We start from the raw sequence: 20,695 nt of genomic DNA on the forward strand, positions 1-20,695 counted from the left end.
GTACCCTCGGCGGCCCAGCCGCTCCCCCGTCGGGGCGAGCAGCCCGCCCACGGTCACCCCGGCCCAGAGCGGCAGGAGCAGCAGGGGTACGGCCTGCGCCCCGACGCCGGTGTCCAGGGCGAGGAGTGGGGTGTACTCGTCCAGGGCGCCCCAGTCGGCAGCCACCACGGCGACCAGGAACACGGCGGACCGTACCGGCGGGCGGGTGCGAACCTGCGCGACTCCGGCCCGCAGCGTGTCCCACCATCCCAGGTCGCCGTCGTCGTCCGGGGCCGGGTCGCGTTCGCCGTCGGCTGGCCGGTGCTCCGGGAACCGGGTGGCGACGATCGTGGCGACCAGGCAGGCGAGCACGCTGGCCGCGCCGACCGCGGGGTACCCGCCGGCGGCGAGCACCGGGCCGGCGAGCACTCCGGAGGCAACCACGCCCAGCACACCCGCCGTGCGCGCCCGCCCGAGCACCCGGGCGTACCGGTCGACCGCGCCGAGCCGGTCCAGTTCGGTCCAGACCAGCGCCTCCAGCGCACCGGAGACCAACGCCCCGCCGGCGCCCCAGAGCAGGAAACCGACGGCGAACGCCGGGTACGAGGGCAGCAGCACCCAGAGCGCGAACCCGGCGGCGGCCACCAGCGGGGCGAGGCAGAGCAGCAGCCGGCGGGACAGCACGTCGGCCCAGGCGCCGGAGGGCACCTCGAACAGGATGCCGGCGGCGGACCAGATCACGAAGAGCGACGCGATCTGCCCCACCGACAACCCGGTGTCGGCGAAGAACACCACGTACAGCGGGTAGAGCAGGACGAGGTCGCTGAGGAACGAGTACCCGTAGAGGGTCGTCGTCAGCCGACGGACCGCAGGGTCGGGCACGCGCGAGGCGATGAGGTTCATGGGGCCTTCCCGTGGGGGTGGAGACGGACACCGGACGTGCGGTGTCCGTGGTGGCCCACGGGATCGGCCTACGCCGCTGGATCAATGTCGCCAGGTCATGTCCGCGATGCTAGCCAACCCGCCCGGCCCCGGCCAGCGCTTTCGGACAGCGCGAGGCGGGGCGGGATCAGCTCGATCCCGCCCCGCCGTACCGCTGGGGTCAGCGCCGGTCGACCGGCGGGATGACCGTGGTGGTCTCGCTGTCGTCGCTGGTGCGGGGCCCGGGCACCGCGCGGTCCGGGCCGCCCCGGACGACCTGGGTCGCGTCGGGGTCGACGCCGCCCACCACCTGCGTGGCGTCCGCGTCAGCGGGCCGGGTCACCACCTGCGTGGCGTCCGCGTCAGCGGGCCGGGTCACCACCTGCGTGGCGTCCGCGTCGGCGGGCCGGGTCACCACCTGCGTGGCCTCCGGGTCGCCGGTGGTGCTCGACGCGCGGGCCAGCTCCGCCTCGGCGTCGCGACGGCCGGCGCGGTACGCCTGGGCGTGTTCGGCGATCAGCCGCGACTCCTGCTCGGCGCGGGTAAGCCACGACTCCCACCGGCTCTGCATCGGACGGATCAGGCCACCGCCGACACCGACGACGAGGATGCCACCGATCGTGGCCAGCACGGCGATCAGCACGGGACTGGTGACCGCGGTGGCCACGCCGATCTGGTTCAGCGCGGCGATGACGCCGAGGCCGAGGATGAACACCGAGGCGATGGTCGCCAGCACCCGACCGTACGACAGGCCGCCGAGCGCGCCGCTGATGATGTCCTTGACCGCGTTAGCGATGGCGGCGGCGACCACGACGATGACGATCGCGACGAAGGCCCGCGGCAGCCACGAGATCACCGCGCCGAGCAGGTCGGAGATCGGGTTCGGCCCCCAGATGCCGAAGGCGAGCTGGAGGGTGAACAGCAGCAGCGCGTAGTAGACGAGCTTCGCGACGATGTCGCTGGCGTCGTACCGGGAGCGGCTCAACGCGCGGCGAATGCCGCCGCGTTCGACGGCGCGGTCGAAGCCGACCCGTTCGAGGACCTTCTCCACGATCTTCAGTACGGCTTTGGCGATCAGCCATCCGGCCACCAGGATCGCCAGGAAGGCGACGGCTTTGGGCAGGAAGAGCATCACCGAGCGGAGCGCGTCGCCCACCGCGTCGCTGACGTTGTCACTCATCTGGTCATTCCTTAGGGGGCAGCCGGGACGGTCGACCCCGACCTACCCCAGACCCGACGCGCGGAAACTCATGTGATCATCCGGCCTGCCGGCCCCCTAGCGCGCGGGCGAGTTTTGGCAATATTCTCCGGGGTGCGTGCGGCCACTGGAGCTACTTTTCATCCCCCGCCGTCGGCCGCAGGAGGAGATGTCATGCACGTCGACCATTCCGAAGTGGATCGCCGGACGCTGCTGCGGGCCGGTCTCGGCGCCGCCACGGTCGCCGTCGTCGGGAGCGAACTCGCCTTTTCGGGCGCCGCGCAGGCCGCCCCGGACACCGACCTGGACTGGATCATCAGCTGTGCCGAGTGGGCCGCCCGACCGCCGAAGGACCCGCTGTCGGTGAGCGCCATCGCCACCAACAAGATCATCGTGCACCACATGGCGTTCCCGAACGTCACCGACTACTCCCGCGAGCAGGCGGTCAAGCTGGCCCACGACTGCCAGGACCTGCACATCGACGGCAACGGCTGGTCGGACACCGGCCAGCACTTCACGGTGAGCCGGGGCGGCTACGTGCTGGAGGGCCGTCGGGGCAGCCTGGAGCGGCTCGAAGCCGGCGACCGGCAGATGATCTCGGCGCACTGCCCGGGCGAGAACGGCCGGGCCATCGGCATCGAGAACGAGGGCACCTACGTCACCGAGACGCCGCCGGAGGCGTTGACCGACTCGCTGGTCAGGCTCTGCGTCACGATCTGCCGGCAGTACGGGCTGCACGCGCACGACATCTTCGGCCACTGGGACTTCCGTACCACCGAGTGCCCGGGCGCCGCCTTCTACCGGCAGTTCCCGGAGCTGCGGCGGCGGGTGCACGCGGCGCTCGGCACCACGCTCGGTGACGTGCCGGCGCGCCGCTGGCCGGACCTGTGGCGTTTCGTCAACTCACCCTCGGTCCGGGTGGTGCAGCACCTGCTCGCCTACCGGGGTTACCCGGTGACCGTCAGCGGCACGTTCGACGCCGCGACCGTGGCGGCCGTGCAGGACTGGCAGGCCCGCAACGGCATCCCGGTGGACGTGGACGCCACCCTCACCCCGCCGACCTGGGAAACGCTGGTGCCGGAGTTGGACCAGCACGCGGCCGGAGCGCCGGTCACGGCCGTGCAGGAGATCCTGGCCACCAAGGGGTACGCGGTCACCGTCACCGGGGCGTACGACCACGCCACCCGGACGGCGGTGCAGGACCTTCAGGCGCTGCACGGGCTGCCCCGCAACGGCAAGGTGAGCACCAGCACGTGGTGCACGGTCGTCGGCGGGTCGGTCCGCGAGTCGTTCCGGCACCGCTGAACCCTGGCGGTGGTGCGGGAAGCACCCGCACCACCGCCACCCCAGCTCAGCGGTTTGATCAGCCGCCAGGGCGGAAAGATTCCCGGTCATGACATGGGCCCGTCGAGCCGTACCCGCCGTAGCCGCCGCCGTCGCGGCGCTCGCCGCGCGGGACCTGATCCAGCGTGACCACGCGCTGTTGCGCAACTTCCCGGTGCTCGGCCGCGCCCGGTACCTGCTGGAGGCGATCGGGCCGGAGCTTCGGCAGTACATCGTGGCCGGCAACAACGAGGAGCGGCCGTTCACCCGCGACCAGCGCCGCTGGGTGTACGCGTCGGCCAAACAGGAGAACAACTACTTCGGTTTCGGCACCGACAACGACATCGAATACACCCCCGGGTACCCGATCATCAAACACCGGACGTTCGGCCGGGCCGTGCCGCCGTCGTCACCGACCGCCGGGCACGACGTGCGGCTGCCCTGCGCCAAGGTGCTCGGCGCGGCCCGCAGACGGGCCCGCGCGTTCCGACCGGAGTCGGTGGTCAACATCTCCGGGATGAGCTTCGGCTCGCTCTCCGGCAACGCCATCACCGCGCTCAACAAGGGCGCCGCGCTCGCCGGCTGTCTGCAGAACACCGGCGAGGGCGGCCTGTCGCCGTACCACCGCAACGGTGGTGAGCTGATCTTCCAACTCGGTACGGCGTACTTCGGCTGCCGCGACGAGCACGGCCGGTTCAGCCTGGACCGGCTCAAGGACCTGGTCGCCGGGGCCCCGGTGCGGGCGTTGGAGATCAAGCTGAGCCAGGGGGCCAAGCCGAGCCTCGGTGGGCTGCTGCCCGGGGCGAAGGTGTCCGCCGAGATCGCCGCCACCCGGGGCATTCCGGCCGGTCAGGACTGCGTCAGCCCATCCCGGCACGCCGAGTTCTCCGACTGCGACAGCCTGCTCGACTGGGCGGAGCTGCTGGCCGCCGAGACGGGCCTGCCGGTCGGCATCAAGTCGGCGGTCGGTGACCTGGGCTTCTGGCAGGAGCTGGCCACCCTGATGCGGGACACCGGCCGGGGCGTGGACTTCGTGACGATCGACGGCGGCGAGGGCGGTACCGGTGCCGCGCCGCTGATCTTCACCGACTCCGTCTCGCTCCCGTTCCAGCAGGGCTTCTCCCGGGTGTACAAGGTCTTCGCCGAGCACGGCCTACACGAACAGGTGGTCTTCGTCGGCGGCGGCAAACTCGGCCTGCCGGACAACGCCATCGTGGCGTTCGCGCTCGGCTGCGACCTGGTCAACGTCGGTCGGGAGGCGATGCTGTCGATCGGCTGTATCCAGGCGCAGAAGTGCCACACCGACACCTGCCCCACCGGCGTCGCCACCCAGAACGCCTGGCTCGCCCGGGGCCTGGACCCGACGTTGAAGTCGGTCCGGGCGGCCAACTACCTGGCAACGCTGCGCCGGGACCTGACCAAGGTCGCCGAGGCCTGCGGGGTGGAGCACCCCGGCCTGATCGGGACCGACTCCGTGGAGATCCTGGACGGCCGTACCGGCTCCACCCCACTGCACCAGGTGTACGGCTACCGTCCGGGATGGGGCCTGCCCTCGCCTGCCGACCAGGCGGAGATCATCCGGCTGATGACCCCGGAGGCACCCCAGGGCGGCAGCGCCCCGCCGTCGGCCACCGCCATCGGCTGAGTTCAAGCCGACGCAGGCTGCGCTCGGACGGCCCGGCCCGGCCGCACACCGGCCTCGGCCTCCGACGCGCGGCCGACCCCGCACCCGGCCAACCTCGGGCCGCGACGCAAGTTGCCGAAGAGCGTTATGCCTGTGAGTCATATCTATGCCTCACAGGCATAACTCCTTTTCGCGACATGGTCGGTGGGGCTGGTGCCGGAGTGGGGCGGGGTCGGGAGGTAACCGTTTGGGCACCGGCTTCACCGCCAACCTGTCTGGTGTCGTGCGGCGCGATAAACGCGTGGAGCCGGCGACGCACCCCGTCTATGGTGGCGCGGTGCTGATCAGACGCGAGACACCCGTCGACGTCGACGCCATCCGGGCGGTGCACTCCGCCGCCTTCGCCAAGGCCGACGGTGACGGGGTGCCGGTCGAGGCGACGCTCGTCGACGCGCTGCGCGCCGACGAGGGCTGGCTGCCCGCGTACTCCCTGGTGGCGACCGATTCGGACGGCCAGGTGATCGGGCACGTGGTGGCCACCCGCGGCCTGGTGGCCGGTGAGCCGGTGGCGTTGGGTCTGGGGCCGCTCGGCGTGCTGCCCGACTGGCAGCGGCGCGGGGTCGGCAGCGCGTTGATGCACGCGGCGCTCGGCGCCGCCGACGCACGCGACGAGCCGCTGGTCGTGCTGCTCGGGCACCCGGGCTACTACCCGCGCTTCGGGTTCCGGCCGGCCGTCGAGTTGGGCGTCACCCCACCGCAGCCGTGGGGGCCGCGGTACTTCATGGCCCGGCCGCTGCACGCGTGGCGCGAGTCGATCCGTGGCGAGTTCCGCTACGCGAGCCCGTTCGGCGACCTGTGACGCCCCCGCGCATCCGCCGGCGACGCGCCGCCGATCTCGACGGGTGCGTCGCGGCGCTCGCCGAGGTCCACCGGGTCGACCGGTACCCGTTGAACTGGCCCGCCGACCCGCACCGCTGGCTGCGCGAGCCGCACCCCGCGCGGGCCTGGGTCGCCGTCGACGCCGACGCGGCCGTCGTCGGACATGTCGCGGTGCAGCGGATCCCCGATCCGGTGGGTGGGCCGCTCGGTCGGCCGACGGCCGAGGTGGCTCGTCTGTTCGTGACACCGGCCGCCCGTGGGTTGGCGTTGGGCAGCGCCCTGCTGGACCGGGCCAGGCAATGGGCGAGTGAACGCGACACGGACCTGGTACTGGAGCTGGCCGCGGACAGCGCCGCGGCCGCCGCCCTCTACGAACGCACCGGGTGGCAGTGCGTTGGCACCAGCACGGCCGCGTGGACCGCCCCGGACGGCGGCCCCGTGTCGCTGCGCCACTACCGGCTGCGCCCCGACGTCGCGCCGGCCATCGTCGCGAGGCGACGGGCCACCCGTCGATCGTTGCACGAATAGCGGAACGACTCTGTCCGCTGTTCGGGAGAGGCTGGAACCATGACCGACGAGATCAGGAAGCGGGGTTCCGCCGTGACCCGCGACGTGCAGATCACCTTCGACTGCGCCGACCCGGCCGGGTTGGCGACGTTCTGGGCCGAGGCGCTCGGCTATCAGGTGCAGGCCCCGCCCGGCGACTTCGCATCGTGGGACCAGGCCCTGGAGGCGATGGGCGTGCCACCGGAGCACCGCAACGACGCGTCGGCGGTGGTCGACCCCGAGGGCTCGCGACCACGGCTGTTCTTTCAGCGGGTGCCGGAGCACAAGCAGGTGAAGAACCGCGTCCACCTCGACGTACGCGCCGCCCCGGGCCTGGAGGGCGCCGAGCGGATGGCGGCCCTGGAGGCGGAGGCCGAACGGCTCGTCTCGCACGGTGCCAAGCGACTCAGCCGGCACGAGCCCGCTCCCCCGCTGGGCGCCGGCCATCTCGTCATGGCCGACCCCGAAGGCAACGAGTTCTGCCTCGACTGATCGAACGTTCGCCCAGCTCACTGCCGCAACGACCGGGCGCCATGCGAACATGTGTACGTGTCGCCCGACGCCAGCATCCTGCACGCCGACCTGGACGCGTTCTACGCGTCGGTCGAGCAGCGCGACGACCCGCGCCTGCGTGGCCGGCCGGTGATCGTCGGTAGCGGCGTGGTGCTCGCGGCCAGTTACGAGGCGAAGGCACGGGGGGTGCACAGCGCGATGGGCGGCCAGCAGGCCCGTCGGCTGTGCCCGGACGCGATCGTGGTGCCGCCCCGGATGTCGGCCTACACGGCGGCGAGCCGCGCGGTCTTCGAGATCTTCCGGCAGACCACGCCGCTGGTGGAGGGGCTCTCCATCGACGAGGCGTTCCTCGACGTCGGTGGTCTGCGGCGGTTGGTCGGGCCACCGGCCGACATCGCCGAGCGACTGCGCCGGGAGGTCCGCGACCGGATCCAGCTGCCGATCACGGTGGGAGTGGCCCGCACGAAGTTCCTGGCCAAGGTGGCCAGCGGGGTGGCCAAACCAGACGGCCTGCTGGTGGTCGCACCGGACGCCGAGCTGGCGTTCCTGCACCCGCTGCCGGTGGAACGGCTCTGGGGCGTCGGCCCGGTGACGGCCGCCAAGCTGCGGGAACGCCGGATTCGCACCGTCGGTGAGGTGGCCCGGCTCGGGGAGGCGGCGTTGGTGTCGCTGCTCGGGGCGGGAGCCGGACGGCACCTGCACGCGCTCGCGCACAACCGCGACCCCCGGTCGGTGCAGGTGGGGCGGCGGCGCGGTTCGATGGGCGCGCAGCACGCGCTGAGTCGTACCCCGCATGCCTCGGAGGAGTTGGACGCCATCCTCGCCGGTCTGGTCGACCGGGTCAGCCGCCGGATGCGGGGCGCCGGGCGGTCCGGCCGCACGGTGGTGCTGCGGCTGCGCTTCGGTGACTACACCCGGGCGACCCGCTCGCACACGGTGTGCAAGGCGACCGCCGACACGACGCCGCTGCTCGCCGCCGCGCGTGCGCTGCTACGCGCCGCGCTGCCCGAGATCGATCGCCGTGGTGTCACCCTGATCGGCGTCTCGGTGAGCAACCTCGATGACAACCCGGTGCAACCGGAGCTGCCGTTCCAGCCGGATCCGGGGTCCGATCTGGACGCCGCGGTGGACGCGGTCCGCGACCGGTTCGGATCGGCGGCGCTCACCCGGGCGGTGCTGCTGGGCCGAGAGCCTGGCGTGGAGATGCCACTGCTGCCGGATTGACCGATCTGCGTGCCTCGTCCTTTCGTCGGGCTGCGATCAGAGACACATCACAGCAGGTCGGCGGTTTAGCCGGCGGCTGACGGGTGACCCTTGGGGGGTACAGCCTGACGAGGGGGGCCCACCATGTCCGACGACACCAGCAACCGACCGAGCCGCACCGCCGAGCGCCCGCACGACGTGACCGACCCGCTGCTCTGGCAACTGGCGGTCGACGTGCTGGGCGCACACGAGCCGGACGGCGAGGGTCAGTGCCGCAACCTCCAGTGCGCCGGCCAGGGTTGGCCCTGCAACGCCCGCACCAGCGCCGAGCAGTCGCTGCGGCTGGCCCGCGACACCCCGGCGTCGGTCGACACGACCATCGACAGTGACGAGGCCGACGGGGCTCGGCCCGGGGAGGCCGTCGTATCGGCATCCCGGTGGGGCTGGAACTCCGGCCCGGTGGCACCGCAGCGCGGGGCGAAGGCGTCCGCTTCGGCGGCGTGACGCGACCGGCTGGCGACACCCGTGAACGCTCGGCCGGCGACCCGGCCGAGCGTTCGCGTGCCGTCCGTCAGAGACTCAGCGGTTGACCCCGGGACGATCAGCACCGGGGACCGCTGGTGACGAATTGACGTTCGCACAAGAATCGGTATATCGACGGTCGCGATGCTTCTGGGCATGCCGGGTTGACCCGAGCAGCCAAGCCCGCCCAGGAGGAGAACATGTCGATCCACGAGAACCGCGTCGGGCGCCGCAGCGCCGCCGCCACCCTGCTGGCCGTGCTGGCCAGCGCCGGACTTGCCGCGTTGGCGCCGACCGCCGCGCAGGCGGCCACCACCTGCACCAGCCTGACCTACTACAACGTCGGTGGTTACCCGGGTGGCGCCGAGATGCACGTGCCCACCGTCGGCTGGCAGGACGGCAACAAGACCTGCTACCTGAAGTACGGCAACTCCAACAGCGCGGTCAAGGTGTTGCAGGAGGCGCTGAACAACTGCTACTCCCAGTCCCTGAGGCTTGACGGCCAGTACGGCACCAACACCCGCAACGCCGTCCTGTACGCACAGCGCAAGATCAACGCCACCTGGGCGTGGGCGGACATCGCCGAGGACGGCGAGTACGGCCCGCAGACCCGGGCGTGGATGGGCTTCGCGATCTTCGGGGTCAACGGTGGTCCGGTCATCCCGAACGTCTGCTACTACCCGGGCTGACCCACGTGACGGCGCCGGTCGGAATCCCCTGTTGAGTTCCGACCGGCGCCGTCGTGGCGTCTCCGGTCCCTCCCCGCACCGGAGAGGCCGGCCTCAGCAGACCCGTACGGCCTCGATGCGCATGTTCCAGGTGCCGCCGATCGCGGCCGAGTCGTACGCCAGGTTCGCCCGGTAGCCGTAGGCGTGCTGGTAGCCGAGCAGTCCGGTGGCGTTGGCGTTGTCCCAGAAGGTGGAGACGGTGCCGGACGCCCGATTGTTCTTGATCGACTGGGTCTTGTTGCGGAAGTACGAGGGCAGCGTGACGTCGTTGCAGCCGTTGTAGGCCCGTCGAGGTACAAGACGTCACCGGAGAAGTTGGTCCCGGCGTAGAGGCAGAGCAGGTTCGAGGGGCAGGCGTAGTTGGCGGCCTGGGCCGGGCTCGGTGCGGCGCTGAAGGCGGCGGTCAGGGCAACCGCGGCAACCAGAGCGGACGTGAGCCTTCGCCGAATGCTTCGCACGTGGGTGACCTCCGGGAATCGTCACGACCGCGTCGGCCGTGAGTCGACTTGCCGACATCGGATTGGCAGATGTCGTCGTGCCTACGATGATCTGCGCGGAAGGTCGACGGATTCCTGCCGGAACCTCAATCCGGCCCTGCCGGCCGGGTTGGTCGACCGGCGGCACGGGGCGAGCGGCGGTTCATGGAGATTCGGGTTCTCGGACCAGTCGAGGTGTGGACGGACGGCCAGCTGATCGACGCGGGGGCGGCCCGGCAACGCGCGGTCCTCGCCGCACTGGCGGTCGACGTGGGCCGGCCGGTTCGCGCGGAAACCCTGGTGGATCGGGTCTGGGGTGACTCCCCGCCGCCCCGGGTCCGGCACAACCTGCACGTCTACCTCGCTCGGATCCGCCGGGTGCTGGCCACCGCCGGGGCGCCGGACGCGCTGATCCGCCGTTCCGGCGGGTACCTGCTGCACCTGCCGCCGGAGACGGTCGACGGACAGCACTTCGACGCCCTGCGGCAGCGGGCCGACGAACTGGCCGACGACGACCCCGAGCGGGCGGAGCTGCTGCGCCGGGCGATGGCGCTGTGGCGCGGTGAGCCGCTGGCCGGACTGCCCGGCGAGTGGGCGGCCCGGGTCCGGCAGGACTGGAACCGCCGGCACGCCGAAACCGTCGTGCAGTGGGCCCGCAGCCTGCTGCGCCGAGGTGAGCCGAAGGCCGTGATCGACCCGTTGACCCGGCTCGCCGACGACCAGCCGCTCGACGAAACCGTCGCCGCCGCGTTGCTGCACGCGCTGGCCGCCGCCGGGCGGAGCGCACAAGCACTGGCGTACTACGCCCGCTTACGAGACCAGTTGGTTGACGCGCTCGGCGCGGACCCGAGCGCCGAGCTTCGCCAGCTGCACCAGGCCATCCTGCGCGGTGAGATCACCGTGCCGGCAACCCCCGCCGAACCGGCGCCGACGCGCGGCGCGGCCGGACCCGCCGCACGGCCGGACCCGGCGCACCCGGTCCCGGCGCAGTTGCCCTCCGACGTCCGGGGCTTCGCCGGCAGGGGGCCGGAGCTGGCCCGACTGAACGCGCTGCGGACCAACGCCGAGTCGCGTCCCGGTGCGGTGCCGGTGGCGCTGATCTCCGGGCTGGCCGGGGTGGGCAAGACGGCGCTGGCCGTGCACTGGGCGCACCGGGTGGTCGGGCATTTCCCCGATGGGCAGCTCTACGCCAACCTGGAGGGCTACAGCCACAGCGGCGTGGTGCGCAGCGCGGAGCAGGTCGTGCGCGGTTTTCTCGCGGCACTGGGGGTGTCGCCGCGGGAGCTGCCGTTCGACCCGCAGGAGCAGACGGCGCTGTACCGCAGCCTGCTGGCCGGCCGACGGATGCTGGTGCTGCTGGACAACGCCCGGGACGCCGCGCAGGTCCGGCCGCTGCTGCCCGGGTCCGCGCACTGCCTGGTGCTGGTGACGAGCCGCGACCGGCTGACCGGGCTGGTGGCCACCGAGGGCGCTGAGCCTCTGGTGCTGGACCTGCTCACCGACGAGGACGCGGAGGCTCTGCTGCACGCGCGGATCGGGGTGCGGGCCGAGACGGAGCGAGCCGCCGTCGGCGAGTTGGTCGGCCTCTGCGATGGGCTGCCGTTGGCTCTGGTCGTGGTGGCGGCCCGGGCGGTGGTCCGGCCTCAGCTCTCCCTGAGCGAGTTGGGCGCGCAGTTGCGCACCGACGGCGGACTGGACGGGCTGGACGCGGGCGACCACGCCAGCAGCGTACGGGCGGCGCTGTCCTGGTCCTACCGCCTGTTGACCGGGCCGACCGCCCGCCTCTTCCGGTTGGTCGGCGGCAGCACGGACGTGACGCTCAGTACGGCGGCCGGGGCCAGCCTCGTCGGCGCCGAACGACGCGACGTCCGGGCGGCGTTCGCCGAACTCGCCGACGCACACCTGGTGCTGGAGCGCGGCGCGGACCGGTTCGGGATGCACGACCTGCTGCGGGCCTTCGCGGCCGAGCTTTCCGGCAAGCAGGACCCGGTCGGCGACCGGGCCGCGGCAAGGGGTCGTCTCTTCGACCACTATCTGCACAGCGCGCACGCCGCTGCCGTGCTGCTGCACCCGCACTGGGACCCGATCGCACTGCCGCCGGTCGTCGCGGGGGTCCGGCCCGAGAAGGTCAGCGACCACGACGAGGCGACGGCGTGGTTCGCCCGAGAGCGGGAGGTCCTGATCGCCCTGGTCGAGCGGTGCGCGGCCAGCGGCTTCGACCGGCACGCCTGGCAGCTGGCCTGGTGTCTGACCATCTTCCTGGACCGGCGGGGCGGCTGGCACGACCAACTGGCGGTGCAGCGTACGGCGCTGCTCGCCGCGCTCCGCGGCGGCGACCCGGCCGGGCAGGCGCACGCGCACCGCAGTCTGGCCCGGGCCCAGGCCCGGCTGGGCCAGCTCGACGAGGCACCCGGTCAGCTTCAGCGGGCACTGGAGCTGTTCCGGGCCCTTGACGACCCGGCCAACCAGGGGCACACCTGCCTGGACCTGGCCGAGATGGCCGACCGGCAGGGCCGACGCGCAGAGGTGGTCCAGCACGCGGAGGCGGCGCTGACGCTGTACCGCACGGCCGGGCACCGGTACGGGCAGGCGATGGCGTTGAACGCGATCGGTTGGTACCGCGCCCAACTGGGTGAGCACGATGTCGCCATCGAGGCGTGCCGGCAGGGCCTGGCGCTGTTGCGGGAGTTCGACGACCGCCAGGGTGAGGCCCCGACCTGGGACACCCTCGGGTACGCGCAGCACCGCGCGGGGCGGCCGGCCGAGGCGGTCGGCTCGTACCGGCACGCGGTGGAGCTGTACCGGGAGTTCCGGGACCGGTACTACGAGGCCGACACGCTCGGGCACCTGGCCGAGGCGCAGACCGACGCGGGCGATCGGGCCGGGGCGGTCCGCAGCTGGCGGGCGGCGCTACGCCTCCTCGACGACCTCGGGCACCCGGACGCGGAGCGCGTCCGTCGTCGGCTCACCGACGCCGAGGGGCCGTGACCGCCGACGGGTCCCCACGATGGAGACGACCAGCAGGATCAGGGACAGGAACGGAAACCAGTCTCCGGTACGCGAATAGACCGTTTCCCGTCCCGTCGTCGGCGCGGCGCTGACCAGCAGCTCCGCGTCACCGGCGGTGGCCTCGCCCAACGTCCTGCCGGCGGGGTCGGTGACCGTCAGCCGGCCGGACGCCGCGGCCCGGACCACGGTGAGCCCGCTCTCCACCCCGCGAACCAGGGCCATCCGTGCGTGCAGCCAGCCGTCCGACGTGAAGTCCAGGGCGGGTACGAGCAGCACCGAGGCGCCCCGCGCCCGGTACCGCCGGACCAGGCCGGGAAAGTCGAGGTCCTTGCAGATCGCGACGCCGAACCGCCCGTCCACGACGACGTCGTCGTCACCCGGGGTCAGCCAGTCCTCCAGGCCCGGGATCAGGTGCTGTTTCTGGTACGTGGTGACCGTCCCGTCCGGGTTCAGCACCAGCGCGACGTTGCTCGCCGTGCCGGAGCGTCGGAGGACCGCGCCGACGACCACCTGGGCCCTGCTCTGCTCAAGGGCGTCCACAAGCAGTGGCAGCGTCGCGTCCGTCACGGCGAACACCTTCTCCGGCAGGACGACGACCCGTGCCCCACGGGCGACCAGACCCGCAACCCGCGGGGCATAACGGGCGAGCAGGTCACGGCCGGGCGGCTCGTCGAGCGGGAGCCCGTCTTCGGGCTGCCGCAGGGCCACCAGGCCGACGGTCAGCGGCTCGGCCGGGTCCGGGGAACGGCTCAGCGACCAGGCCGACCACCCGCCGGCGCTGAGCAGGAGGGCGAGCAGACAGGTGAGGGCGGGACGTGGTCTCGTGCGCAGCGCGGCGAGGGCGATCGGGACGGCGAGCAGCAGGTACGTGACGCCCCAGACGCCGGTGAGCGAGGTCAGCTGGATGACCGGGCGGATGTCGGCCTGGGTGTAGGCGAGGTTCCACCAGGCGCCGTCCGGCAACACGCGGGACGCGGCGTACTCCCCCAGCACCCAGAGCGACGGCACGGCGAGGACGGCGAGCACGGGTCGTCCGCGCAGCAGCAGTACGCGGGCGAGCAGAACCGTGCCGGCCGCCAGGCCGAGGCCGAGCAGGACCACACCGGCGACCACGGGCACCGGTAGTCGCAGGGTGCCGAGAAAGTACCCGAGGATGTTGCCCTGACCGATCGTCCAGGCGAGGGCAGTCGCGCAGAGCGCGGTCCTCGGGCGTACCCGCGTCGAGGCGAGGAGCAGCGGGACCGGGGCGAACCAGGTCAGCGCGGCGACCGGATGCAGCCCGGTGCCGCCGAGCCAGAACAGGCCACTCAGGAGCGCGGCGACAAACGTCATCATGTGTCGAGCGTGCGGCGTGGACGGCCGGGGCGGATCGCCGCGCGAAGCGGGATCGATCTGGTCCCGTGGAGGGAGGCGGCAGAGCGCCGGGCCGGACGATACTGCCGACGTGAAGCGGTACGTCAATCTCGCCGTCACGGTGGCCGCCGTCGCCGCGACCGTGCTGCCCGCCCTGGCCAGCGGGCCAGGTGACTGGTGGGTGCTGCCGCTCGCGGTCGCGTCGTCGGTGCCGGTGTTGTGGCGGGACCGCGCCCTGCTGCCGGTCGCCGTCGTCGTGGGTGTCGCCACGACGGTCTCCGCCTCGTTCGGCGCGCCCCCGCTACTGCCGGTCGGCCCGCTGGTCTGCCTCTACACGTTCGCGGCGCGGGCCTCCCGGCCGGTCCGTCTGCTCGGCGTCGCGCTCACCGCCGCCGGCCTGCTGGTCTCACTGCTCTATCCCCGCCCGGACGTCGAGGTGCTGCGTTACCTCTCGGTCGCCTACCTCTTCGCGTACGCGTTGGGCACCAGCGCCCGCGCCCGCCGGACCCAGGCCGTCGCCCTCGCCGAACGCGATCGGCGCCTCGCCGGTGAACGTGCGGCGGCGGTGCTGCGTGAACGCACCCGTATCGCCCGCGACCTGCACGACATCCTCACCCACGCGGTCGGCGTCATGATCGTCCAGGCGGAGGCGGGTCCCCTCCTGGTCCGTCACCAGCCGGATCGCGCCGATGCCACGTTCGCCACGATCGCCGCCACCGGCAGGGACGCGGTCGTGCAGCTCCGCCGCGCTGTCGGCAGCCTGTACGAACCGGCGGACCAGCCTCTCGACCAGCCGGATCTGGACCACCTTCCCGTCCTCGTCGAACGCGTCCGAGCCGCCGGTCTCGACGCCGTCCTCACCGTTTCGTCCCCGCCGTCCGCATCCGGCGGCCACTCGTCCCGCGGAGGTGCCGTCGACCCGCCGCTCGCACCGCCCGCGGACGTCGGGGTCGCCGCCTATCGGATCGTGCAGGAGTCCCTGACCAACGTGCTCCGGCATGCCGGGGCACGATCGGTGCGCATCCGACTGGACTACGCGGCGAACTCGCTGACGGTGTCGGTCACCGATGACGGCCGGGGCGACCGGGCTTCCGACGACGGCCGGCCCGGGTACGGGATCGTCGGCATGCGTGAGCGGGCCCACGCCTGCGGCGGGACGCTGCTCACCGGCCCGGCCTCGGAGGGTCACGGTTTCACGGTGACCGCCAGCCTGCCCCTGTCCGCACCGGCGGTGATCTGATGCTGCGGGTCGTGCTCGCCGATGATCAGGACCTGTTCCGGGCCGGGTTCGCCACGATCCTCGGCGCCGAGCCGGACATCGAGGTGGTCGCCGAGGCCGCTGACGGCGCCGCCGCCGTGCAGGCCGCCCTCGCGCACCGTCCCGACGTCGTACTGATGGACATGCGCATGCCCGTCCTCGACGGCGTCGCCGCGACCCGCCGAGTCTGTGCCCTCACCCGGAGCCGGGTGCTGGCCCTGACCATGTTCAACACCGACGACTACCTGTACGCGGCTCTGCGTGCCGGCGCCAGCGGCTTTCTGCTGAAGGACGCCCCCCGCGCCGACCTGGTGAACGCGGTCCGGGTGGTCGCCGCCGGCGACGCGCTGCTCGCCCCGGTCGTCACCGCCCGGGTGATCGGCGAGCTGCACCGGCGCGGTCACCCGGACCCGGCCCTGGCCGCTGCGGTGACCGCCCTGACGGCCCGTGAGACGGACGTTCTGCGCCTGATCGCGGCCGGTCTGTCCAACGCCGAGATCGCCGCCCACCACCGCCTCAGCGAGCACACGGTGAAGACCCACGTCGGTAATCTGCTCGCCAAACTGCACCTGCGCGACCGCGCACAGGCGGTGATGACCGCCTATGAATCGGGTCTGGTGGTTCCCGGCCGGTGACGGCCGGCGGGGCCCGACTGTGCGGGGCCCGCCGGCCGCGACGGATTGCGCCTCCTACAGGGTGCGCGCCAACCGGTCGGCGAGCGTCCTGGTGAAGCGGGCCGGGTCGGTCAGCTCACCGCCCTCGGCGAGCACCGCCAGGCCGTAGAGCAACTCGGCGGTCTCGGTCAGCGTGGCGGTGTCGCCGCCCTGCTCGTGGGCCTTGCGCAGCCCGGACACCAGCGGATGACCGGGGTTGATCTCCAGGATCCGCTTGGTCGCGGGGATCTCGTGCCCCATCGCCCGGTACATCTTCTCCAGGGTCGGGGTGAGGTCGTGGGCGTCGCCGACGACACAGGCCGGTGAGGTGGTCAGCCGGGACGACAGCCGGACCTCCCGGACGCTGTCGGTGAGGGTGGTCCCCAGCCACTCGAGCAGCGCCGCGAACTCCTGTCGTTGCTGCTCGCGCTCGGCTTCGGCCTGCTGCTTCTCCTCGTCGGTGTCCAGGTCGATCTCGCCCTTGGCGATCGAGCGCAGCGGCCGGCCGTCGTACGTGCCGACCCGCTCGACCCACACCTCGTCGACCTGGTCGGTCAGCAGCAGCACCTCGTGGCCCTTGGCCCGGAACGCCTCCAGGTGCGGGGAGTTCTCGATGGCGGCCCGGGACTCGCCGGTGGCGTACCAGATGTCGCTCTGGCCGTCCTTCATCCGCGACACGTAGCCGGCCAGGTCGGTGGGCTCGGCCGGGTCGTGGGTGGAGGCCACCGACAGGATGTCCAGCAGGGTGTCCCGGTTGTCGGTGTCGTCGATCAGCCCTTCCTTGACCACCGCGCCGAACTCGGTCCAGAAGGTGCGGTAGCGCTCGGCGTGGTTGGCCTTGAGGTCCTTGACCGTGGCGAGGATCTTCTTGACCAGGCGGCGGCGGACGACCTGGATCTGCCGGTCCTGCTGGAGGATCTCCCGGGAGATGTTCAGCGACAGATCGTGCGCGTCGACCACGCCCTTGACGAAGCGTAGGTAGGTCGGGATCAGCGCCTCGCAGTCGTCCATGATGAAGACGCGCTTGACGTAGAGCTGGACGCCACGGCGGCCCTGCGGGGAGAACAGGTCCAGTGGGGCGTGGCTGGGCAGGAACAGCAGCGCCTCGTACTCGAAGGTGCCCTCGCCCTTCATGTGCACGACCTCGAGCGGGTCGGCCCAGTCGTGGCTGACGTGCTTGTAGAACTCGTTGTACTCGGCGGCGTCGACCTCGTCGCGGGGCCGTGCCCAGAGCGCCTTCATCGAGTTGAGGGTCTGCACCTCGCGGGTGGCGGCCTCGCCATCGGCGCCGGGGCGCTCGACGGTCATCCGGATCGGCCAGGCGATGAAGTCGGAGTACCGCTTGACGATCTCGCGGATGGTCCACTCGGCGGTGTAGTCGTGCAGGTTGTCCTCGGTGTCGGCCGGCTTGAGGTGCAGGGTCACCGTGGTGCCCTGCGGCGCCTCGTCGACCGCCTCGATCGAGTACGTGCCCTCGCCGGTGGACTCCCAGCGGGTGCCGCCGGTCTCGCCGGCCTTTCGGGTCAGCAGGGTGACCCGGTCGGCGACCATGAACGCGGCGTAGAAGCCGACGCCGAACTGGCCGATGAGGTCCTGCGAGGCGTGGGCGTCGGAGGATTCCCGCAGCTGGCGCAGCAGCTCGGCGGTGCCGGACTTGGCGATCGTGCCGATCAGCTGGACGACCTCGTCCCGGGTCATCCCGATGCCGTTGTCCCGCACGGTGAGGGTGCGGGCGTCGCGGTCGATCTCCAGCGCGACGTGCAGGTCGTCGGTGTCGGCGACGAGGTCCTTGTCGACGAGCGTGGCCAGCCGGAGCTTGTCCAGCGCGTCGGACGCGTTCGAGATGAGTTCCCGCAGGAAGACGTCCTTGTTCGAATAGATCGAGTGGACCACCAACTGGAGGAGCTGACGCGCCTCGGCCTGGAATTCCAACGTTTCGACCTGGTTGCTCACACCGTCTCCCGTCTCGGCTCGTGCGGAGGTTCGCGGAAAGGATACGAGTCGTCACCGACGGAGGTGTGGCCGCGTCCGGGTCGTATTCCCGATCCGGTCGAACCCCGTCGTGACATAGCTGACTTTGTTGAACAGAAGTCAGGTCGGATAGCGTGACGGCCATGAAGATCGCTGGAAGCACCGCCCTCGTCACCGGCGCCAACCGTGGCCTCGGCCGCCACCTGGCCGCCGAACTCCTCGCCCGGGGCGCCACCGTCTACGCCGGCGCCCGCAACCCCGACAGCGTCGACCTGCCCGGCGTGACGCCGGTCCGCCTCGACATCACCGACCCCGCCTCGGTGGCCGCCGCCGCCGAGCTGGCCGGCGGCGTGAACCTGCTGATCAACAACGCGGGTATCGACACCCGGACCGACCTCCTCGACGGCGACCTGGACCTCGCCCGGCTGGAGTTGGACACCCACTACCTCGGCACGCTGTCGACGATCCGGGCGTTCGCGCCGGTCATCGCCGGCAACGGCGGCGGAACGATCCTCAACGTGCTCTCCGTGCTGTCCTGGTTCGGCTCCCCGACCCACGCGGCCTACAGCGTCGCCAAGTCCGCCGAGTGGGCGATGACCAACGTGCTGCGCGTCCAACTCGCCGACCGGGGCGTCCGGGTCGCCGGCCTGCACGTCGGCTACCTGGACACCGACATGGCCGCCGACATCACCGGCCCGAAGTCCGACCCGGCGTCGATCGCCCGGATCGGCGTGGACGGCATCGAGGCCGACGCGTACGAGATCCTCGCCGACGACCTCAGCCGCCAGGTGCAGGCCGGGCTGGCCGGCGGCGTCGCCGCGCTCTACCCGCAGCTCCCCTGACCCCCGCCGGGACGGGCCGCCACCGGGAAGACCGGTGGCGGCCCTTTCTCCGGTACGCGGTCAGCTCGCCTGCAACGTCACGTCGTCGATCACGAAGCTGGTCTGCAACGACGAGTCCTCGGTGCCGGTGAACCGCAGCGTCACCGTCTGCCCGGCGAACCCGGCCACGTTGAAGCTGCGCTGCACGTAACCGGAGGCGGCGTGGAGATTCGAGTACGTCGCCAGCGTGCTCGAACCCAGCTGCACGGTGAGCCGGTCGTACGCCGTCGAGCCGGTCGTCTCGGCGGTGTCGATGTGCAGCCAGAACGACAGCGTGTAGGTGGCGCAACCGGCCGGCACGGTCACCGACTGGTACAGGCTCTCGGTACGGGTGCTGCCGTTCCCGTTGAGCCACGCCTTGTACGACCCGGTCCGGGCCGGCTGACCGCTGGCGTTGGTGATCACGCCGGAGGAGGCGGTCCACGGCGTGCTGCCGCTCTCGAAGCCACCGTTTCCGACCACCTGACCGCCGACGCAGCTCGGGGTGCCGCCGCCGACGGCGAGCTGCCACAGCGCGTACGCGACACCGTCGGCGGCCCGGTTCAGCACGGTGGCACTGACGTTGGCGGTGGTGTCGCAGGACCGGTGGTAGCACGGGTCGTACGCGGAGTTGGCGGTGCCACCCCACTTGGCCGCCTGGGAGCTGGTCTTGCGGGCGCTCGCGCCGGCGGCGTACCCCGAGGTGGGAATGCCGGCCTGCTGGAAGTAGTAGTCGTCGGAGCGGCCCTGACCCTCGACGTTCTCCTCCGGTTGCAGGCCCAACGAGTCCCAGTACGCCTTCAACGGCGCCGCGGTGCTGGAGCTGACCCGGTTGATGAAGTAGCCGCCGTTGACCGAGCCCACCATGTCGAAGTTGTAGTAGCCCTTGATGTAGCCGCGCTGGGTGGAGTTCAGCGAGTTGACGTAGAACCGGGAGCCGTTGAGGCCCTGCTCCTCGTCGGTCCACCAGGCGAACCGGACCCGCTTGGTCATGGTCGGGTTCTGCGCGGCCAGGACGAGCGCGTTCTCCAGCAGGGTCGACGAGCCGGTCGCGTTGTCGTTGATGCCCGGACCGGCCGAGACGCCGTCCAGGTGTGCGCCGAACATGACCACCTGGTCGGCCGGGCCGCCGGGCCATTCGGCGATGAGGTTGTTCGAGGGGTACGTGCAGCTGGAGCAGTACTGCTCGCTGACGGTGTAGCCGGCCGACTGGAGTCTGGTCTTCACGTAGCTGAGTGAGGCGGTGTAGCCGGCCGAGCCGGCCCGGCGGTGTCCACCGTTGCTGGTGGCGATGGCGTTGAACTGGGTCAGGTGCGCCTGGACGTTGCTGACGGAGATGTCCGGCGCCGCCAGCGCGGCGGCGGCCGCGGCGGTCGGCCGGGTCGCGGTCGACGCGGTCGCGGGTGACGCGGTCGCGGGCTGGGCGGCCAGCGTCACCGTCATTGCGGCGAACACGGCGAGCGCGACTCCCGCGCTCAGCGTTCTGCCTCTCATGGGGGCTCCTCGGGGGTTGGAGGGATACCCGAGAGACTTACAGATATCGATCTACCGAGCATCGGTCGTTCGTCCGGAACCGCCACCGGTTCGACGATGGGTACCGGCGTCGGCACAGGTGAGTAGAGGTGTCAGGATGGGTAGGTAATGCGGCAGGGTCGTTAGGCCCGGAACGGGGGCTTGCG

The 20,695-nt window shown here is 71.9% G+C and carries 17 protein-coding genes and 1 pseudogene; 12 read left to right on the forward strand and 6 right to left on the reverse strand.

Annotated elements, in window-relative coordinates:
* Positions 1 to 882 (reverse strand): MFS transporter (locus tag AB0J33_RS29210; protein ID WP_363618004.1); only part of this gene is annotated, 882 nt, incomplete at its 3' end.
* A gap of 199 nt (positions 883 to 1,081) precedes the next feature.
* Positions 1,082 to 2,080: a hypothetical protein gene (locus AB0J33_RS29215; RefSeq protein ID WP_363618006.1), complete on the reverse strand. Its 999-nt coding sequence runs from the start codon at positions 2,078 to 2,080 to the stop codon at positions 1,082 to 1,084.
* 192 nt (positions 2,081 to 2,272) lie between these two features.
* Here AB0J33_RS29215 and AB0J33_RS29220 point away from each other — a divergent pair, with 192 nt between their 5' ends.
* The 8 genes from AB0J33_RS29220 to AB0J33_RS29255 all read left to right on the forward strand — a co-directional run bounded on the left by AB0J33_RS29220 (position 2,273) and on the right by AB0J33_RS29255 (position 9,397).
* On the forward strand, positions 2,273 to 3,403 hold the full coding sequence (locus AB0J33_RS29220) for an N-acetylmuramoyl-L-alanine amidase (RefSeq protein ID WP_363618008.1): 1,131 nt from the start codon (positions 2,273 to 2,275) through the stop codon (positions 3,401 to 3,403).
* An 88-nt stretch (positions 3,404 to 3,491) separates the two neighbouring features.
* Positions 3,492 to 5,066 (forward strand): FMN-binding glutamate synthase family protein, encoded by a 1,575-nt coding sequence (locus tag AB0J33_RS29225; RefSeq protein WP_363618010.1) that lies wholly within the window; start codon positions 3,492 to 3,494, stop codon positions 5,064 to 5,066.
* 316 nt (positions 5,067 to 5,382) lie between these two features.
* A complete protein-coding gene (locus AB0J33_RS29230; RefSeq protein ID WP_363618012.1) occupies positions 5,383 to 5,904 on the forward strand; it encodes an N-acetyltransferase in 522 nt (173 codons plus the stop codon).
* Positions 5,901 to 6,452: a GNAT family N-acetyltransferase gene (locus AB0J33_RS29235; RefSeq protein ID WP_363618014.1), complete on the forward strand. Its 552-nt coding sequence runs from the start codon at positions 5,901 to 5,903 to the stop codon at positions 6,450 to 6,452. Before AB0J33_RS29230 ends, AB0J33_RS29235 begins: the two co-directional genes overlap by 4 nt.
* Before the next feature lie 39 nt (positions 6,453 to 6,491).
* Positions 6,492 to 6,962, forward strand: coding sequence for a VOC family protein (locus AB0J33_RS29240; protein WP_363618016.1), 471 nt, complete (start codon positions 6,492 to 6,494; stop codon positions 6,960 to 6,962).
* A gap of 57 nt (positions 6,963 to 7,019) precedes the next feature.
* The gene (gene dinB, locus AB0J33_RS29245; protein ID WP_363618018.1) at positions 7,020 to 8,207 is read left to right on the forward strand and encodes a DNA polymerase IV; all 1,188 of its coding nucleotides are present in this window, start codon (positions 7,020 to 7,022) and stop codon (positions 8,205 to 8,207) included.
* A gap of 123 nt (positions 8,208 to 8,330) precedes the next feature.
* A complete protein-coding gene (locus AB0J33_RS29250; RefSeq protein WP_363618020.1) occupies positions 8,331 to 8,690 on the forward strand; it encodes a hypothetical protein in 360 nt (119 codons plus the stop codon).
* A gap of 218 nt (positions 8,691 to 8,908) precedes the next feature.
* On the forward strand, positions 8,909 to 9,397 hold the full coding sequence (locus AB0J33_RS29255) for a peptidoglycan-binding domain-containing protein (RefSeq protein WP_363618022.1): 489 nt from the start codon (positions 8,909 to 8,911) through the stop codon (positions 9,395 to 9,397).
* A gap of 359 nt (positions 9,398 to 9,756) precedes the next feature.
* Here AB0J33_RS29255 and AB0J33_RS29260 read toward each other — a convergent pair.
* Positions 9,757 to 9,894 (reverse strand): annotated as a pseudogene (locus AB0J33_RS29260) (hypothetical protein); the annotation flags it as partial.
* A 183-nt stretch (positions 9,895 to 10,077) separates the two neighbouring features.
* Here AB0J33_RS29260 and AB0J33_RS29265 point away from each other — a divergent pair.
* Positions 10,078 to 12,900 carry a BTAD domain-containing putative transcriptional regulator gene (locus AB0J33_RS29265; protein WP_363618024.1) on the forward strand — a complete coding sequence of 941 codons (2,823 nt, stop codon included), beginning with the start codon at positions 10,078 to 10,080 and terminating at the stop codon, positions 12,898 to 12,900.
* Here the strand turns inward: AB0J33_RS29265 and AB0J33_RS29270 are convergent.
* Positions 12,823 to 14,256: a nitrilase-related carbon-nitrogen hydrolase gene (locus tag AB0J33_RS29270; protein ID WP_363618026.1), complete on the reverse strand. Its 1,434-nt coding sequence runs from the start codon at positions 14,254 to 14,256 to the stop codon at positions 12,823 to 12,825. The two genes, AB0J33_RS29265 and AB0J33_RS29270, sit on opposite strands and share 78 nt — an antisense overlap.
* Positions 14,257 to 14,365: 109 nt before the next feature.
* On the opposite strand from AB0J33_RS29270, the gene AB0J33_RS29275 reads away from it, so the two are divergent.
* Both AB0J33_RS29275 and AB0J33_RS29280 read left to right on the forward strand, forming a co-directional pair.
* Positions 14,366 to 15,514 (forward strand): sensor histidine kinase, encoded by a 1,149-nt coding sequence (locus AB0J33_RS29275; RefSeq protein ID WP_363618028.1) that lies wholly within the window; start codon positions 14,366 to 14,368, stop codon positions 15,512 to 15,514.
* Complete coding sequence (locus AB0J33_RS29280; protein ID WP_363618030.1) at positions 15,514 to 16,167, forward strand: response regulator transcription factor; 654 nt, start codon at positions 15,514 to 15,516, stop codon at positions 16,165 to 16,167. Before AB0J33_RS29275 ends, AB0J33_RS29280 begins: the two co-directional genes overlap by 1 nt.
* Before the next feature lie 54 nt (positions 16,168 to 16,221).
* On the opposite strand, the gene htpG is transcribed toward AB0J33_RS29280, so the two are convergent.
* Positions 16,222 to 18,138, reverse strand: a complete 1,917-nt coding sequence (gene htpG / locus AB0J33_RS29285) for a molecular chaperone HtpG (protein WP_363618032.1) — start codon at positions 18,136 to 18,138, stop codon at positions 16,222 to 16,224.
* 161 nt (positions 18,139 to 18,299) lie between these two features.
* On the opposite strand from htpG, the gene AB0J33_RS29290 reads away from it, so the two are divergent.
* A complete protein-coding gene (locus AB0J33_RS29290; protein ID WP_363618034.1) occupies positions 18,300 to 18,998 on the forward strand; it encodes an SDR family oxidoreductase in 699 nt (232 codons plus the stop codon).
* Positions 18,999 to 19,058: 60 nt separating this feature from the next.
* Here the strand turns inward: AB0J33_RS29290 and AB0J33_RS29295 are convergent, their stop codons facing one another.
* Complete coding sequence (locus AB0J33_RS29295; protein ID WP_363618036.1) at positions 19,059 to 20,510, reverse strand: M28 family peptidase; 1,452 nt, start codon at positions 20,508 to 20,510, stop codon at positions 19,059 to 19,061.
* Between the last annotated feature and the right edge of the window lie 185 nt (positions 20,511 to 20,695).

Origin of the sequence: Micromonospora sp. NPDC049645 (assembly GCF_040675155.1) — a bacterium.
Taxonomy (GTDB): Bacteria; Actinomycetota; Actinomycetes; order Mycobacteriales; family Micromonosporaceae; genus Micromonospora.

Bases quoted from the DNA above. Each gene is read 5' to 3' on its own strand.
- AB0J33_RS29215 (WP_363618006.1), bottom strand. From the start codon at position 2,080: ATGAGTGACAACGTCAGCGACGCGGTGGGCGACGCGCTCCGCTCGGTG.
- AB0J33_RS29220 (WP_363618008.1), top strand. From the start codon at position 2,273: ATGCACGTCGACCATTCCGAAGTGGATCGCCGGACGCTGCTGCGGGCC.
- AB0J33_RS29225 (WP_363618010.1), top strand. From the start codon at position 3,492: ATGACATGGGCCCGTCGAGCCGTACCCGCCGTAGCCGCCGCCGTCGCG.
- AB0J33_RS29240 (WP_363618016.1), top strand. From the start codon at position 6,492: ATGACCGACGAGATCAGGAAGCGGGGTTCCGCCGTGACCCGCGACGTG.
- AB0J33_RS29250 (WP_363618020.1), top strand. From the start codon at position 8,331: ATGTCCGACGACACCAGCAACCGACCGAGCCGCACCGCCGAGCGCCCG.
- AB0J33_RS29255 (WP_363618022.1), top strand. From the start codon at position 8,909: ATGTCGATCCACGAGAACCGCGTCGGGCGCCGCAGCGCCGCCGCCACC.
- AB0J33_RS29265 (WP_363618024.1), top strand. From the start codon at position 10,078: ATGGAGATTCGGGTTCTCGGACCAGTCGAGGTGTGGACGGACGGCCAG.
- AB0J33_RS29270 (WP_363618026.1), bottom strand. From the start codon at position 14,256: ATGATGACGTTTGTCGCCGCGCTCCTGAGTGGCCTGTTCTGGCTCGGC.
- AB0J33_RS29280 (WP_363618030.1), top strand. From the start codon at position 15,514: ATGCTGCGGGTCGTGCTCGCCGATGATCAGGACCTGTTCCGGGCCGGG.
- AB0J33_RS29290 (WP_363618034.1), top strand. From the start codon at position 18,300: ATGAAGATCGCTGGAAGCACCGCCCTCGTCACCGGCGCCAACCGTGGC.
- AB0J33_RS29295 (WP_363618036.1), bottom strand. From the start codon at position 20,510: ATGAGAGGCAGAACGCTGAGCGCGGGAGTCGCGCTCGCCGTGTTCGCC.